17 protein-coding genes are annotated in these 16,399 nt (G+C 38.1%); 16 read left to right on the top strand and 1 reads right to left on the bottom strand.

Annotation, left to right across the window (positions count from 1 at the left end):
* The first annotated feature begins 201 nt into the window (after window positions 1–201).
* The 7 genes from IEX12_RS19990 to IEX12_RS19960 all read left to right on the top strand — a co-directional run bounded on the left by IEX12_RS19990 (window position 202) and on the right by IEX12_RS19960 (window position 6,888).
* Entirely contained in the window at window positions 202–2,229 is a 2,028-nt protein-coding gene (locus IEX12_RS19990; RefSeq protein ID WP_155554725.1) for a BglG family transcription antiterminator, read from the top strand.
* Window positions 2,230–2,706: a PTS sugar transporter subunit IIA gene (locus tag IEX12_RS19985; RefSeq protein ID WP_102414662.1), complete on the top strand. Its 477-nt coding sequence runs from the start codon at window positions 2,230–2,232 to the stop codon at window positions 2,704–2,706. It abuts the gene before it with no gap.
* Window positions 2,703–2,978, top strand: coding sequence for a PTS sugar transporter subunit IIB (locus tag IEX12_RS19980; RefSeq protein ID WP_102414663.1), 276 nt, complete (start codon window positions 2,703–2,705; stop codon window positions 2,976–2,978). Before IEX12_RS19985 ends, IEX12_RS19980 begins: the two co-directional genes overlap by 4 nt.
* A 54-nt stretch (window positions 2,979–3,032) precedes the next feature.
* The gene (locus tag IEX12_RS19975) at window positions 3,033–4,379 is read left to right on the top strand and encodes a PTS galactitol transporter subunit IIC (RefSeq protein WP_102414664.1); all 1,347 of its coding nucleotides are present in this window, start codon (window positions 3,033–3,035) and stop codon (window positions 4,377–4,379) included.
* Window positions 4,380–4,397: 18 nt separating this feature from the next.
* Window positions 4,398–5,318 carry a 1-phosphofructokinase family hexose kinase gene (locus tag IEX12_RS19970; protein WP_188725764.1) on the top strand — a complete coding sequence of 307 codons (921 nt, stop codon included), beginning with the start codon at window positions 4,398–4,400 and terminating at the stop codon, window positions 5,316–5,318.
* A gap of 10 nt (window positions 5,319–5,328) precedes the next feature.
* On the top strand, window positions 5,329–5,976 hold the full coding sequence (locus IEX12_RS19965) for a class II aldolase/adducin family protein (protein ID WP_102414666.1): 648 nt from the start codon (window positions 5,329–5,331) through the stop codon (window positions 5,974–5,976).
* Between the two features lie 270 nt (window positions 5,977–6,246).
* Window positions 6,247–6,888, top strand: coding sequence for an L-fuculose-phosphate aldolase (locus IEX12_RS19960; RefSeq protein ID WP_102414667.1), 642 nt, complete (start codon window positions 6,247–6,249; stop codon window positions 6,886–6,888).
* Between the two features lie 251 nt (window positions 6,889–7,139).
* Here IEX12_RS19960 and IEX12_RS19955 read toward each other — a convergent pair whose 3' ends face one another.
* Window positions 7,140–7,409, bottom strand: a complete 270-nt coding sequence (locus IEX12_RS19955) for a hypothetical protein (RefSeq protein ID WP_102414668.1) — start codon at window positions 7,407–7,409, stop codon at window positions 7,140–7,142.
* A gap of 646 nt (window positions 7,410–8,055) precedes the next feature.
* Here IEX12_RS19955 and IEX12_RS19950 point away from each other — a divergent pair.
* The 9 genes from IEX12_RS19950 (at window position 8,056) to IEX12_RS19915 (ending at window position 16,138) form a co-directional block, all read left to right on the top strand.
* Window positions 8,056–9,180, top strand: a complete 1,125-nt coding sequence (locus IEX12_RS19950) for a glycerate kinase (RefSeq protein WP_102414669.1) — start codon at window positions 8,056–8,058, stop codon at window positions 9,178–9,180.
* Window positions 9,181–9,513: 333 nt separating this feature from the next.
* On the top strand, window positions 9,514–11,103 hold the full coding sequence (locus tag IEX12_RS19945) for an L-lactate permease (RefSeq protein WP_102416289.1): 1,590 nt from the start codon (window positions 9,514–9,516) through the stop codon (window positions 11,101–11,103).
* A gap of 103 nt (window positions 11,104–11,206) precedes the next feature.
* Complete coding sequence (locus IEX12_RS19940; RefSeq protein ID WP_088052455.1) at window positions 11,207–11,920, top strand: FadR/GntR family transcriptional regulator; 714 nt, start codon at window positions 11,207–11,209, stop codon at window positions 11,918–11,920.
* Window positions 11,921–12,001: 81 nt separating this feature from the next.
* Window positions 12,002–12,718, top strand: coding sequence for a (Fe-S)-binding protein (locus IEX12_RS19935; protein ID WP_088052456.1), 717 nt, complete (start codon window positions 12,002–12,004; stop codon window positions 12,716–12,718).
* Window positions 12,719–12,759: 41 nt separating this feature from the next.
* Complete coding sequence (locus tag IEX12_RS19930) at window positions 12,760–14,166, top strand: LutB/LldF family L-lactate oxidation iron-sulfur protein (RefSeq protein ID WP_155554736.1); 1,407 nt, start codon at window positions 12,760–12,762, stop codon at window positions 14,164–14,166.
* Between the two features lie 17 nt (window positions 14,167–14,183).
* The gene (locus tag IEX12_RS19925; RefSeq protein WP_088052458.1) at window positions 14,184–14,894 is read left to right on the top strand and encodes a LutC/YkgG family protein; all 711 of its coding nucleotides are present in this window, start codon (window positions 14,184–14,186) and stop codon (window positions 14,892–14,894) included.
* Between the two features lie 287 nt (window positions 14,895–15,181).
* The gene (locus IEX12_RS19920; protein WP_188725763.1) at window positions 15,182–15,616 is read left to right on the top strand and encodes a DUF4879 domain-containing protein; all 435 of its coding nucleotides are present in this window, start codon (window positions 15,182–15,184) and stop codon (window positions 15,614–15,616) included.
* A complete protein-coding gene (locus IEX12_RS24030; protein ID WP_503826798.1) occupies window positions 15,600–15,743 on the top strand; it encodes a DUF4879 domain-containing protein in 144 nt (47 codons plus the stop codon). Before IEX12_RS19920 ends, IEX12_RS24030 begins: the two co-directional genes overlap by 17 nt.
* A gap of 113 nt (window positions 15,744–15,856) precedes the next feature.
* The gene (locus IEX12_RS19915; RefSeq protein ID WP_188725762.1) at window positions 15,857–16,138 is read left to right on the top strand and encodes a hypothetical protein; all 282 of its coding nucleotides are present in this window, start codon (window positions 15,857–15,859) and stop codon (window positions 16,136–16,138) included.
* Window positions 16,139–16,399 lie beyond the last annotated feature (261 nt).

Raw genomic sequence — 16,399 nt, 5'->3', positions numbered from 1 at the left:
ACCGCTTAAACTAATGATTGTTAATTTAAACACATTCGATAGATTAATGAAAGTACATTAAGCCCTTTTATACAATTACTTTTAAGTTCTATACGATAGCTCATCACAATTTTAATGAAAGCGTTTTTAAAAATTGTGATAAATCGATGAGTGCTACAAATATTCTGATGTTATATTAAACATGCAAGGGGGGTCTTGCACATGAAGGATGCTGCTAAGAGAGAGTTGTTAAAGTATTTGATATTAAAGGAGGGTTCAGCTTTAAATGAGATCATGTTGGAATTTGGCTTGACAAAGAACGAGGCAATCCAACTGATTAACGAAATAAATAGTTATTTTGGAAGCGATGTCATTATATCCAACTCGCAGGGGATCTATATGACAGAGCACTCAAAAATGCAATGTTATAAGAGTGTTTTTTACGGACAGGAAAAGTTGTTCTATTCACATGATGTAAAGGATAGATACAATTTAATCTTAATTGAGCTAGTGCTAAATAAAGGTTTTTCTTCATTGCAAGATTTGGCGAATGTCTGTCTGGTTAGCAAAAATACAATACTGAATGATTTTAAAGTTATAAAAGAAATGCTGGCCGAAAAAGGTATGTCAATAAATTATTCGCGAAAAAATGGATACTCTGTTTTGGGACCTGAATTTATGGTACGAAACCTGTTGGTTGAAACAATTAAAGATATTTTCCATTCAACAGCTGGAAGAATAATGTTAAATGAAAAAGGTTTTGTAACGGAATCTGAAATATTTCTATTACGTAAAAGACTTGAAAAGGTTGAAACCAGAATTGGTATCAAATTAACGGATGAACAATTAGAAGAGCTCCCCTACATTCTTCAGATGGTGATTAAGCGTTCGTACAATTTTAAAGATAATTGGTCTTTTAAAATTGAAAAATATGATATCAAGAACACGGTCGAATATCCAGAAATTAAGAATATGTTCTGGGACTATGAATGTTTAAGTGAACCAGATTTGTTATACCTTTCCTTGCAGGTTTTAGCATCAAATATGGTGGAGTCAGCTCTGCAAATTTCTAATGGGGATGAAATTTCGCTAGCCGCAGAAAGATTCATAAATAATATTGAAATTTATCTGGCAATTGAAATTGCTCAGAAGTCATTATTAAAGGAAAAGCTTATTTTGCATATGGGTCCGGCTATATACCGTAATTTAATAGGGTTCAAAATTAATAACCCATTAACGGAAGAATTTATTGAAGAATACCAAGAAATATATAATATTGTTTTGAAGTCTGTCAGGCCATTTGAAGAAATAATTCACCATCATTTATCGAAAGAAGAAGTCGTTTATTTATCAATGATCGTACTGAGTTGGGTTTATCAAACAGAAGAAACCGATAAAATTTTCACCGGGGCAGTTCTCTGCCGAAGTGGCACATCTATTTCGAAATTGCTTCTTACGACGTTAAGTTCTATGTTCCCTGAAATAGATTTTATTGGGGCTTACGCTGTAAGACAATTTAAAGAGATGCAGAAGAATGTTGATTTCATCTTTACTACTGTCCCATATGAGAGCAAGCAGCCAACCTTTCTTGTTCCTTCCATCCTTGATAAAGATAGTAGAATTCGTCTTAAGAGCCAGGTAAATATGGAAATGCAAGGAGATAACAGGATGGTAGCAAGGAAATTATTGGAGTCTATAAAAGATTATATTCATGTGGACCACTACCATATAGTTGGTAAAAAAATGGAAGCATTTTTTCAAAATATAATATCAGATCCAGTTAATGAGGATGAGAAGCAGGATGAATTTTTTTACTTTTCAATTGAGAATATTAGCTTTGTTGAAAAAAGTATTGAATGGGAATACCTAGTTGACTTTACTATGGGAGAGCTATTCAAAAGAAACAGTATTAGCCAGCATTATATTGAAGAAACGAAAGAGGCTTTTTACAAAGATTATGAAACAATGCTGATTGCTCAAGATATTTATTTGCCCCATGCAAGACCCGAATATGGGGTAATTAAAATGGACTTTCAAATTCATATTTTTAACAGTCCCGTTAGAACCCCTTCAGGAAATCAAGTAAAAGTTGTTGTGGCTTTGGCACCAGATGTTAATCAGAAGCATGTTAGTACTTTGATAAGGTTGAACAACTTGTTTCTTGATAATGAATTAAGACTTCAAATTATAAATGAAAACAATAAACATGCTATTACACAAATACTCAATATGGAAGGGGCGGAAGAGTGATTGGACTACGCAGATTTATTTGATGAGGGATTAGTTGATTTAGAAGTAGACTTTTCATCACAGGAGGAAATATTCGAGCTAATAAGTAATGTATTAAATGATAAAGGATATGTTGAGAATTCATTCAAGAGTGCCATTTTAAAAAGGGAAAGTGAATTTCCAACAGGGCTTGCTACAGAAACGATGAAAATAGCTATACCGCACACAGATGTGATGCATGTAAGAAAACCCTTTATTTACGTGGCAAAATTAAAAAAACCCATACCGTTTTTGCATATGGGTACAGATGATGACTGGGTTGATGTAGAAAATATCTTTGTGTTGGGAATAAAAGAGCCTTCAGAACAGGTGGGGTTACTGTCCTTAATCATGGAAAAACTGCAAGACAAGCAATTCAAGAAAAACTTTAACACTATTGCTAATAAACAGGAAATGGTAGTGTATCTTAAAAAAAACTTTGGGAGTGAAGATCAATGAAAAAAGTTATTGTTGCATGTGGTAGTGGGGTAGCTACGAGTCAGACTGTTGCATCGAAAGTGAAAAGGGTTCTTGAAGAAAAAAAGGTTAGAGCAGATGTACAGGCAGTGGATATCAAATCATTGGAAAATTATATTAAAAGTAGTGATGTATATATTTCTATTACAAAGAATACGAAGGAATACGATATTCCAACCCTTAATGGTATTGCATTTCTAACTGGAATGGGAATCGAGCAAGAAACACAAAAGCTGCTTGATCTCTTAAAGTAGCACTTTTTAAGGGTGATTTTGATAATTTACTAGACTGAAAAGGGGGAAACAGCAATGGATATACTGCAATCCGTAGTTAACTATATTCTTGATCTAGGTGCAGAGGTATTCGTTCCTGCGCTGATGATAATCATCGGTTTGATCGTTGGAATGAAGGTGCGTAATGCGTTCAATGCCGGTATTATTCTTGGGGTTGCTTTTATCGGAATGAATTTGGTAATTGGTTTTATGCTTGAAGCCATCACACCTGCAGCGCAGGCTTTAGCGGAATTAACGGGTATCAATCTTACAGCAGTTGACGGTGGCTGGACGACGGCCGCTACAATTACATGGGCATGGCCATATGCGTTTTTAATGTTTCCGATTCAACTTGCAATTAATGGTATTATGCTGCTGTTTAATTGGACCAAAACATTAAATGTAGACCTTTGGAATGTGTGGGGGAAAATTTTTACAGCAGTTTTAATCATGGGGATTACTGGAAATATGTATATAGCGTTTGTAGGTGCTTCCGTTGTTGCTGTAGTTGAACTGTTGTTAGCTGACTTGAATCAGTTGCAAATTGAAAAGGTTACCGGGATCCCTGGTGTGACTGTAACACATGGGATGAACATTTTGGCAGTCAGCTTGATGCCGCTTGATTGGGTACTAAGAAGAATAAAGTTATTTAATAAAAAAATGGATGCAAGCGCTTTACGAGAAAAAATTGGAGTATTTGCCGAGAATAATGTGATGGGGGCAATTATTGGTCTCTTACTTGGTTTTGCTGCTGGATACTCAGTTGCAGATGCATTAATTTTATCCATGCAGGCAGCCGCTGCGCTTACTTTATTCCCGATGATCGCCAAATTATTTATGGAGGCATTATCTCCACTATCGGAAGCAATCAATGAATTTATGAAAAAAAGGTTCAAGGGAAGAGAAATGTTTATAGGTTTGGATTGGCCAATACTCGCGGGATCGAATGAAGTTTGGGTAACCATCATATTGACAATTCCGTTTACCTTATTACTATCATTTATTTTACCGGGTAATGAGGTCTTGCCATTTGCAGGTATTTTGAATATTGGGCTTGCAGTTCCCGCACTTATCGTTACCGGGGGAAATTTGTTGAGAATGCTTATCTTAAGTATATTGGGTACACCAGTATTTCTTTATGCCGCAACATATTTTACCGACATTATTACGAATCTTGCTGAATCAACAAACGCTGTCAAGATTGAAGAGGGCCAACGTTTGACATGGAGTACGATTGAATATCCGGTTATACGCTATATTCTAACTGAGTTAGGTAGCCTCACTATTCTTGGAATTTCTTTAGCTGTAATATGGGTTCTCTTATTTATCTTCTATCGTCAGCAGATGACAAAACGTAATAAGGAACTTTCGATCACAGAGTAAATGGCTGGTGGTGTTTACATGATTTACACGATTACACTAAACCCTGCGATTGATCGATTACTTTATTTGGAAGAAGTGATGGAAAGCAGGAAAACAAATCGTATTATAGATGTGGCTTATGATATTGGTGGTAAGGGTACTCATGGATCATACACTATTTCCAAATTGGGAGTGGACAATGTTGCTTTAGGGTTTATGGGGGATTTAAACGCTGATAAATTCCAACAGGTTCTTACGTCCAAGAAAATTACACATGACTTTTGTTTGGTAAAAGGCCAAGCGACTCGGGAATGCTATATCGTTATTGATAGAAACACCTCTGGGACAACAATGTTGACGGAAAAAGGTTTAACAATTCCAAGGCATAGTGTTGAAAGATTTCTGGATATGCTCAAGACCCGTGTGAATTCGAATGATATGGTTCTAATAGCAGGCTCCTTACCAACCGGATTTGAATTACCCGATTTGGAAAAAATGATCAAAATTTTAAAAGAGGCAGGTTGCTTCATTGCATGTGATCTCTCTGGTGAAACTTTGAAGATGGCAGTTGAATTAAATGTTGATTTTATTAAGCCAAATGAATTTGAATTAACGGATCTTAATGAGGACGGAAAAGATCAAATTGATTTTTTAAGAAGCTTAAATAACAAGATTAAATATGTTGTTGCATCACTTGGAGAGGATGGCAGTTATTGCATCTATAATCAAGAGGTTTACAAAGTCATTCCACCAAAAGTAAAAGAATTGAATGATACCGGAGCAGGCGACTGTTTTGTTGGAGCTTTTCTAGCAGGAGTAAGTAAGGGGTATTCTATTAAAGAGACAATACGTCTTGCTAGTGCATGCGCTGCCAGTAAAGTTACGCATAGTGATAGCTCAACCTTTGATCTGGAGGACGTCGAGAAATTAAAAACACAAGTAGAAATTAATCGGATTTAGGAGGAATACAATGCTTTATCAAAAAGAACGTGAACACCTTGCAGATGTAGTTAAGAAAATGTTTGATCGATATGAAACAAACACAGCCGGAGGTAATGTGAGTGTGCGTATGAATGATGAGCATATTATTATGACACCTACATTAATGTCACAGGAACATCATTGCGACCTTTCGCCGTATCAGACTTTGGTTGTCGATATGGATGAAAATGTTGTAGAAGGCGATGGAAGAATTACTAGAGAGATTAATATGCACATGGCATGCTACAAACTTAATAAAGAAATAGGTTGTGTTCTTCATGGGCACGCACTGAATTCAATGGTGTTTGCGACAATGGGGATGGATATGCCAAATTTAACCGAAGCAACCCAAAAACTTGGTGAAATTAAATGCCTTGATTTTGCTCCGGCAACGTCTGAAGAACTTGCCGAGAAAGTACGATCTTATATTGAATCAAAAGGGCAAGATGCTGTCCTAAACGCGATCTTATTGAATAAACATGGTGTCTTGATTACGGATAAAAATTTGACCAAGGCTTATGATATTATGGGGCGTTTGGAATACAACGCCTATATTGCTGAGAAAGCAGTCTTGTTTGATAAACTTGGAATTCAAAAAATTGATTCGAAGGGACATGATTATAATCTTGAGGAATAAAGAAAAGTTATTATTAAACCTATTAGCCTTTTTGGCCTCGTTGTGTTTGATTATTGGCTTTTTGAAACAGGATTGGATGTTGAGCATATTAGCCTTGCTATTTGCACTAGGAGCCCAACGTATTTTTAGAAAATTGCATCCGAGGAAGTTTTATTCCTACAAAGATGTCTTAAACAAAAGACGTCAATAAGTATCTGAAACAAATTCAGCTGGAAAGAACTGAAGATATAACAGTTTGCTGGATATATCTTGTGTTGAGGGGTGAATAATGTGTTAATGACAGAAGAGCGCAAGGAAATAATTGAGTATGGGAAAAAGCTGATTGACACGGGATTAACTGTTGGTACAGGTGGCAACATTAGCATATTTGATAAAGACTCGGGACATATGGCAATAACTCCTAGTGGAATCGAGTATTATGCATTAACGGAGAAAGATATTGTTATTATGGACCTTTACGGGAATGTGGTTGAAGGCAGTCTAAAGCCTTCTAGTGAATATCAGATGCATGCACTAGTCTATCAGAATCGTTTTGAGGCAAATGCGATGATTCATACCCATGCTTTATACGCAACAACTATCTCTTGTCTTAATGAAGACCTGCCTGCAGTTGATTATCTTGTTGCCCATGCAGGTGGACCGAATATTCGGTGTGCTGAATATGCAACCTATGGAACAAAGGAATTGGCAGAAAATGCATTAGAGGGTATGAAAGACAGAAAAGCCGTTTTGCTTGCAAATCACGGAATAAATGTTATTGGAAATGACATCCGTGAAGCCTTCGCTATTACGGAGCAGCTTGAATTCTGTGCAAGGCTCTATTGGCAGGCAAAATCAATCGGTAACCCAGTCATTCTTCCAGATGAAGAAATGGAAATGATGGTTAAACGTTTTAGGAATTATGGACAATAGATAAGATTCTACTATTTAATATAAGCTAAGTTTAGGTTTTTGCCTTAATGACAGTGTCATAAACGTTTGTCATTCAGGCTTGTTTTCTTTAGAAATGACATAAAAAATACCTTCGTTCCAGAATCAATGATAGATGGGTTCGAAGGTATTATTCATTAGTGGATAAGAAATGTATGTGCTAAATTAAACGTAATTAAAGCCTGGTGATAAGCCAGGTTTTCTACTATTTCGGAATTGCGTCATATGAGGAACTATTGCTGTTCGGAAAACTGGCGGAGCTTTTTCTGATGTCGGGCAGTTTTACTTAATAGATAATCAGTGGTTTCCTGTGTTTCTGTTAATTCCACTCGAATACCGTCGATTTTTTTACCAAGTCGATTAAAGCCTCTGTCCATTTTTGTATCTAATTCGCTTCTCATGTTATCCATCTTGTCACTCATTTGGTCAAATTTATTATCGACGTGTTCTGAATGGAGTTGTAATGCGTGCAATATTTCTTTTAGCATTGTTTCCTGTTCCATGTCTTCACCCCCCCTATAGGTATAGTATATATGATTTTAGACAGATTAAAAAGACGCTAGAGAATCACAAAAAAGCTGCTTTTGGCCATTGGAGAATGGAATAATATAAAAATACAAATTTTAATGTTAAAGAACATAAATTATTGGAAAAGTAAGGAGGGGAAGTTGCTTTTTAGAGTAATTACAATTGTTAAAAATTAATAGAAAGTGTTAATCTATTTTTTCTTAATGTAGTTTTGCAGCTTTAATAGAGGCTTCGTACCATTAATGGACCACGAAATGTAAACAGACCTGGAGGCTTGTATCATCAAATGGTTAAACAAATTTGGGGAATACTTTCTCAAATTAATAAGACACGCATATATGTGAGCGTTTAAAATATGCGTATTATGGCTGGATAGAATTGTACTAGGTTCTGGTTATTACGAAACTCTTTTCGTTAACTTATGTATAGACTCGATTAAAGGATACACTTATCAGTCAGTTAAGTATGACAGTGCACAAGGTAAGAAATATGAAAAAGAGGAAGAGGCACTAAACAATACGGATGTCTGGAATCCAATAGGGTAATGAAATGCACAGTGTTGCTAATTCTAATAGAGTATAGTTTAATAAAGTTATATTAATGTGAACAAAGGGGATTATTATGAATATTGTCGTTGCACCGGATTCTTTTAAAGGGAGTTTAACATCAGTTGAAGCATCTGAAATAATGAAATCCGCATTATTGAACGTAGATTCCGGACATTCCGTCACCATGAAACCGATGGCTGATGGTGGGGAAGGGACTTTGGAATCGTTACTCAATGCAACAAATGGTGAACGTATTGAAGTAGATTGTACCGGACCTTTGGGAGATAACATAACAACCTCGTATGGAATAATAAACGGTAAAACAGCTGTTATTGAGTGTGCGAATATTGTTGGGCTGACGCAAGTTCCTGAAAGTAAACGTAATCCAGATAATACAACAACCTATGGTATCGGCGAGGTCATTATTCATGCACTTAACAGGGGATGTACTTCTTTTATTATTGGATTGGGAGGCAGCTCCACGAATGATGGCGGGTTAGGGATGCTCATGGCACTGGGGATGAGTGCCTGGGGTGAAGACGGCAAGCAGGTAGCTGGGTATGGACGTGATTTGTACGGTGTGAAAAAGGTTCAATGTGGCAGTTTGGATTCAAGGATTGCTAAAGTAGAAATTAATATAGCAAGCGATGTTGAAAATCCATTATGTGGAGAACTGGGTGCAACAAGTGTTTTTGGCCCGCAAAAGGGTGCGTCTACAAAACAAGTTAAACAATTAGATGAAGCTTTAAGGCATTTCGGAAATTTGGTTGAATCTGAATTCCATATCAATATACAAGAAATACCTGGCGCTGGCGCTGCAGGAGGTTTAGGATTTGCTCTTATGGCAATTGGTGGAAGTTTGGTCTCCGGTGCAGCATTAGTAGGTGATGCGATAGGTATTGAAAGTGCGATTGAAGCAGCTGAACTTGTTGTTACCGGAGAAGGGCAGAGTGACGAACAAACACTTTATGGCAAGGCACCAGGTTACGTTGCGACAATCGCTAAAAAATATGGCGTGCCTGTTGTTCTGATTTCGGGAAGCCTCAATGGCAATTTGGATCCATTACGGGAGAAATTTTCCGGCTGCTTTTCCATTATTAATAAACCATTATCCTTACAACAATGTTTTGAAAAGGCTGATAAACTGCTTTTTGAACAAACAAAACAAGTGGTTCATTTGGTGGGGAATTTTAAGTGAAACTTGGTATAGAATGCGTTACCTGTTAGCTGTAGGAAATCGGAAATTCGTTATTTAGTTGAATGGGAGTATATATTCTGAAGGGATATAAATTTTGGGAAGATGGGTAAATAAACTCTCCATCTATCAAACGGGGATTATTTGCAGCCTTAGTGAGCAATCTAGAGATCACAGGTCTCATTTGAAAATTTACGGGAAATTCAATTGACAAAATTAAAAATAAACTATAAAGTATAACATAAGTCATCAGATGACCTGAAAACCATATTATAGTAGGTATTTAATTATAAATGAAACCGCTTTTATATTTTGAACGAGGGGGAGTTTTTGGAAATGTTTCTGCTTGTTGCATTAAGTGCAGTTATTGCACCTTTCATTTTCTTAGTTATTTTCAGAATGACTGCTGTTAAGGGAATGTTCCTGAGCGCTATTATTGTCATTGCCCTAGCATTGTTTGTATGGGGAATGGGGGGAACAATTGTCATTGCTTCTATTTTACAAGGAATACATAAGGCATTAACCATCTTATTAATTTTATTTGGGGCTATTGTGCTTTTGAATACATTACGACACACTGGGGCAGTTGATCGTATAAATCAAGGGTTTCGTAGTATATCTGGTGATATGCGTGTACAGGTTATTATTGTGGCGTTTTTATTTGGTGCATTAATTGAGGGGGCCGCCGGTTTTGGTACTCCCGCCGCAGTCACAGGGCCTTTAATGGTTGCGTTAGGTTTTAATCCTATAGCCGCAGCTACCTTAGCGTTGATTGCTGATAGCTCATCTGTACCTTTTGGGGCAGTTGGTACACCTGTTCAGATTGGTTTAAGCAATATCCAGGGAGCGGATTTGGCATTTTTCAATGAAATCGGTGTAAAAATCACCTTGATCGATTTATTTGCTGGGACTTTTATGCCATTTGTTTTAGTGGCGATTTTAACCTTTTTCTTTGGAAAGAAAAAGGGACAATCTGGTGTGCTTTCGATGCTGCCATGGACCCTCCTGATCGGGATTACATATACAGGATCGGCACTTTTGTTTGCGGTTGTGGTAGGACAAGAATTTGTTTCAATTCTGGCATCTCTAACTGGGCTTTTTGTGGCAACATTAACAGCGAAGAAAAAATTTCTATTGCCTAAGGTTCAATGGAATGACGCATTGCAGGCTGATTTTAAGATAAATGATAGAAAAATAGATATGAGTATCATGAAAGCATGGTCACCTTATGTGATCGTAGTAGGATTGCTGTTAATTACTAGAATTGTAGATCCTGTCAAAGATTTTACCCTTTCTTATCTCAATTTAACATGGAACAACATTCTTGGTATGAAGGGAGTTACATCGGAGTGGGAAGTGTTATATTCTCCCGGCACAGTGTTAATTCTAGCAGCAGTATTTGCTATTCTTATCCAGCGTAAATCATTTTCTAACTTTGCTAAAGCCTCCAAAGACTCTCTTGGTTCTATTAAGAGTGCTGGTTTAGCTTTATTTTCTACACTCGCGTTGGTTCAGGTTTTTACTAACTCAGGAATGAATATGAATGATTTAATCAGTATGCCACAATATATAGCTGAGTCATTAGCAGTAACCTTTGGGACAGCCTGGGTATTTGTAGCACCATTCTTAGGTGAACTCGGTGCATTTATAACGGGGAGTGCAACAGTTTCTACATTAACTTTTTCACCGATCCAAAGCAATATTGCAAATCAGACAGGGGTCAGTGAAAGCGTTATATTGGCATTGCAAGTAATTGGTAGCGCTGCCGGAAATATGATTTGTGTCCATAATGTCGTCGCTGCTTCAACCGTTGTTGGCTTGGCTGGGAAAGAAGGAGATATTATCCGTAAGACCTTAATTCCGGCTATATTATACGGAGTTTTTGCTGGAATAGGTGGATTTATCTTACTTAGCATAATAGGATAGTTATTTTTAAATTCATAAGATTAAGATGCTGTATTCTCCTTTCTTATTCCTTTCATTTGCAGTAAACTGGTAGGAAAGGAAAACGTGAGGTGGAAGACATACGTTGAAAGTTAATCCGATTAAAACTAGAAAAATATATGAAGAAGTTTCTGATTCGTTAATCGAACTGTTAAAAACCGGGCAGCTTCACCCCGGTGATAAATTAAATTCAGTTGAACAACTCGCGAAGGATTATGATGTTAGTCGTTCGGCGATCCGTGAAGCATTAAGCGGTTTGCGGGCTATGGGTTTAGTGGAAATGCGGCAAGGGGAGGGGACATATATTACCCAATTTGATGCCTCCCAGTTCTCACTTCCTGTAGCAACTGCACTGCTTATGAAGCGCGATGACATCAAAGACTTATCGGAAGTACGAAAGATTCTTGAAGTGGGGTCGGCCTCCTCGGCTGCTATCAGCCATTGTGAAGAAGATTTGCTTCCAATGAGAGAGGCGTTACAGGCAATGAAAGATGCCAAGGGGAAAGGTGAACTGGGGGAAAAGGCCGATTTAGATTTTCACTTGGCAATAGCTAATGCTACCCATAACCAAATGCTCATCAGTTTAATGAGCAGTGTATCAGATATTATGGTTGAATCGATGCGGGAAACACGAAGATTAATCTTGTATTCTGAGGAAAGAAGTATTCAACTATTTAAAGAGCATCAACGTATTTTTGATGCGATCGAAGCGAGAGATGCTGACGATGCTCAAAAGGCAATGCTCGATCATTTAATAGAAGTAGACCGAGTTTTAGCAAAATATATAGAGAAGAAATAATAGGTTTACGAATGACAAGATTAATTCATTTGGGATAATCGTCTGATGACCTGTTTTTTAATGTTTATGGAGGTGAACGTATTGAAAGTATCCTTTTTCATCACCTGCATGTGCGACATCATCACCCCAGAAGTGGGAAAACATGCAGTAGAACTATTAGAAAGATTAGGTTGCGAGGTAGATTTTCCAGTAGCACAAACCTGCTGCGGACAGCCGGCATTTAACAGTGGCTATCTGGAGGATGCAAAGGAGTCTATGAAACAAATGATGCGGGCTTTTAAAGATTCCGAGTATGTTGTTGGTCCATCCGGATCTTGTGTCGGTATGCTCCGAGAATATCCGAAAGTTTTCAAAGATGATCCAGAATGGGAACAGCCTGCCAAGGAACTTGCGGCAAAAGCGTATGAACTGACACAATTTATTGTTGACGTTCTTGATGTGGAGGATGTTGGTGCTCGCTTCCATGGCAGGGTTACCTACCATCCATCTTGCCATATGACAAGAATTCTCGGTGTAAAGGAAGCACCATTAAAACTATTGAAGAATGTCAAGGATTTAAACCTGATTGAGCTGCCAATTAAAGAAGATTGCTGCGGATTTGGTGGAACCTTTGCAGTGAAAAACTCGATTATTTCAGGGGAAATGGTTAAAGAAAAATCGAAACATGTTTCCGAGACAAGGGCTGAGTACCTGGTCGGCGGGGATATGGCATGTTTGCTGAACATTGGTGGGAGGATGCAGCGGGAAGGCAAGTATGTTGAAATCAAACATATTGTAGAGATCTTAAATTCCCATTAACGGATCAAGTTAGAAGCCAAAATGAACGGAGGGGAAATGACATGGGTATAAAAATAAGTTATAAACCCTACAATGAACGAGTCAAAGAAGGCGTGGATAATAGTTTCATGCAACAGGCCGTTGCTTCGGCACAGGGACGATTTCGCAGCGGCAGACAAAATCGTGCAGATGAACTTGGTGACTGGGAGGACTGGCGTACATTAGGTGAAGAAATCCGCACCCATACATTGCAAAATATTGATTACTATTTGCAGGAACTTAGTGAAAACGTTGTGAAACGGGGCGGCAATGTTTTCTTTGCGGAAACGAAAGAAGAAGCAAATGCCTATATCCAAGAGGTTGTCCGGAAAAAGAACGCCAAAAAAGTAGTCAAATCGAAGTCGATGGTGACAGAAGAAATCGGGATGAATGAGGCAATTGAAGCCGCCGGAGCCGAAATTGTGGAATCCGATCTAGGCGAGTGGATTTTACAGCTGGATAATGACCCGCCGTCCCATATTGTTGCACCATCAATACATAAAAACAAAGAACAGATTCAGAAAACCTTTGCTGAGAAAAAAGGATATACTGGAACGGATAAACCGGAAGAGCTTGGCCTATTTGCCCGCGAGCAGTTGCGCGAAGAGTTCTTGGATGCTGACATTGGCATTACTGGCTGTAACTTTGCCGTTGCCGAGTCTGGTGCCGTCACATTTGTTACCAATGAAGGAAATGCACGGATGGTTACAAGCCTGCCAGATACGCAAATTACGGTTATGGGACTGGAACGGGTTGTACCGACATGGGAGGAATTAGATGTCCTTGTCAGTCTCTTGACGCGCGCAGCTGTCGGACAAAAATTGACCAGTTATGTTACTTCCATTACGGGTACGCGGCTCGAAGGGGAAACGGATGGACCTGAGGAATACCATTTAGTCATTGTAGACAACGGTCGTTCAAAAATATTAGGTTCGGAATTCCAATCTGCGCTTCACTGTATTCGCTGTGCAGCATGTATCAATGTTTGTCCCGTATATCGTCATGTAGGCGGTCATGCGTATGGCTCGATTTATCCGGGCCCAATTGGAGCGGTACTCACACCACTGCTTGATGGGTACGAAGACCATAAAGAATTGCCATACGCATCATCACTATGTGGCGCCTGTACGGAGGTTTGTCCAGTGAAAATACCGCTTCATGAACAGCTGATACGTCATCGACAAATTATTGTGGAAGATGAAGGAATGTCACCTGTTTCCGAACGAATTGCGATGAAAGGATTCGCCAAATGGGGGGCAAGTCCTGCCGCCTATAAAATGAGTGCGGCGGCTGCCCGTCCTGCGTTAAAACCTTTCTCAAGACACGAAACGATTAAAAATGGCCCAGGACCATTAAAGGATTGGACAGTGAACCGTGATTTTCCTCTACCTGCTAAACAGACTTTTCGTTCCTGGTTTCAAAAACGGTAAAAAGGAGGAGAGGCAAAATGACGATTAAAAATCGTGATTCTTTCTTGGATAATCTAGCGGGGCAGCTTGGACGCAAGCGGAATACGAAAGGTGTTGAGCGCCCAAAATGGAGTATCAATCCACAACATCGTGTCTTAAAAGATGCCACACAAGATGAACTAGTAGAAGTTTTAGAAACACAATGTAAAGAAATTCATACCGATTTTATAAGTACAGACAAAAAAGGGTTGGCTGATGCTTTAGAGGAATTTATCGATAAATACCATGGAAAGTCCATTGTTTCCGCTGGTGGTCCGAGGATAAATGAATTTGGATTAGCTCAGCTTTATGAAAAGATGGCTGCTGATGGAAAGGACATTCATCTCTGGGATGAGGAAAAGGGAGAGGAAAACAAGGTATTTGCCGAACATGCCGATATTGGAATAACCTTCAGTGATATCACCCTGGCAGAGTCAGGAACAGTGACGCTGTTTAACGATAAATACAATGGGCGTTCCATTAGCCTATTGCCACAATCCTATATTGCTATTATTCCGAAAAGCACGATTGTACCAAGAATGACCCAAGCGACGGAAAAAATCCATCAGCAACATCAGAACGGACAGCTTGTTTCATCCTGCGTTTCGTTTGTGACGGGGCCGAGTAATAGTGCGGATATTGAGATGAAATTAATTGTCGGTGTCCATGGACCGGTAGCTGCGAGTTATGTGGTGGTGGAGGACGCGTGAATTTGTAGAGATGTGTTTTGTTATTATGATTAGAGGGACATTACTCCAGTGTCCCTTTTAGATTTGTCAATTTCTTATATTTGGTATTGTAGCCTTCCAATAATGATCCCGTGAAACTACAAGATTAATGAAGTTGCAATTCGGATAAGGATAATTCAGAGTAAAAATAATTTATGAAAACAATGTTTTTCCCCTAAATATTTTTATAAATATTCCGATATAGTAAATATATTCTAATAGAGAGTGAATTTTGATTCTATTAGAACAAAAAAATAAGTATGAAGAAAATGATTACAGTAGTAAGTGTAGTGTTAACAGTCTTTCTGGCGGTAGGAACAGCTTCAGCATCTTTAAAAGAAGAATCTATTGATTTGCAGAAGGAGTTGCTTAAGGAACAAGCTCTACAGTCTTTTCAAGAGGAATATCCTGATGCACAATTTATTAATGTAGACGAAGCGGAAGGAGAATCGGCAGAAACTATGACACCTTTTCAAGGAGCTGCTTCTCCTTTAACTTCTTTGAGGGTATATGCCGCTATTTCTACTAAATATCCACAATATGAATATTTTGCATTGAATCAACTAACATCTACTGCAGACCATGGTGGAGAAGAAATGTATATTGTTACAAGAGAAATTGGTTATAGTAAATTAAGGATAGCACAAATGGGTGGCGAGGATATACCTATGATTATGACTGAAGACATTGATTTTGAATGGTGATAGAATTGTTGACGGAACTTTTAGATGGTGGGACGCCAGTGGATATGAGGAAAGTAGATTTACTTACCAAGCTACCTCTATCAATGATCCTTGGAATACAATGAACGCTTGGATGAATATTAGATAACAAGAAGTTTATAGGAGAATATAATATGAATATCAATCACATTACTTCAATGCCATCACATGCGTTATCTGCTAAGTCAGCAATAAGAAACACAGAAACTGAGGAGCAAAGAAGTGGAGAAAACGCAAAATACGTCCTTAATGGAGAAAGATACATCAAATATATGGGAAGAACTTTCTAAAAAATATGATGTAACCAATGCTACCTTTGATGAACTTAAAGAGATTAGTATGTCGTTATATGAATACGGTGAAATTTCTTTTAAGGGACATGCTATCTTAACTTTTGATTTTGACAGAGGAGCAGAATCATTAAAAGAGGAGATATCTGGATTATCCCCAATTTTACTATGTATGCCACACAAGCTGATGCATCTGGAAAAAGAAATTGGATAGAAGAATTTCAAGCAAGAGCAGATAGAGCATTCGGATACGGTAATTTAATTGGACACCATACGAATCTAAGTTTAGCAGGAATTTTACAGAGATTAGAACGTTAAAGTGCTGAATTAAGGTATTTAAATGATAAGAAAAGTAGATAAACGGTATGTAATAAATTCTTTTAACGTACTTTCGAAAGAAGTCTCCCTCTTCAAGCGTGTGAAGGGCGTAGCCCAACGGTAAGGGGGAGATGAATTTCGGTTGGGTGACAGCCCA

It is taken from the genome of Lentibacillus populi, assembly GCA_014642895.1.
In the GTDB taxonomy this organism is placed as follows: domain Bacteria; phylum Bacillota; class Bacilli; order Bacillales; family Amphibacillaceae; genus Lentibacillus_C; species Lentibacillus_C populi.
Note: the sequence above shows the minus strand (reverse complement) of the source record. Positions and strands in the feature narration are given on the sequence as shown.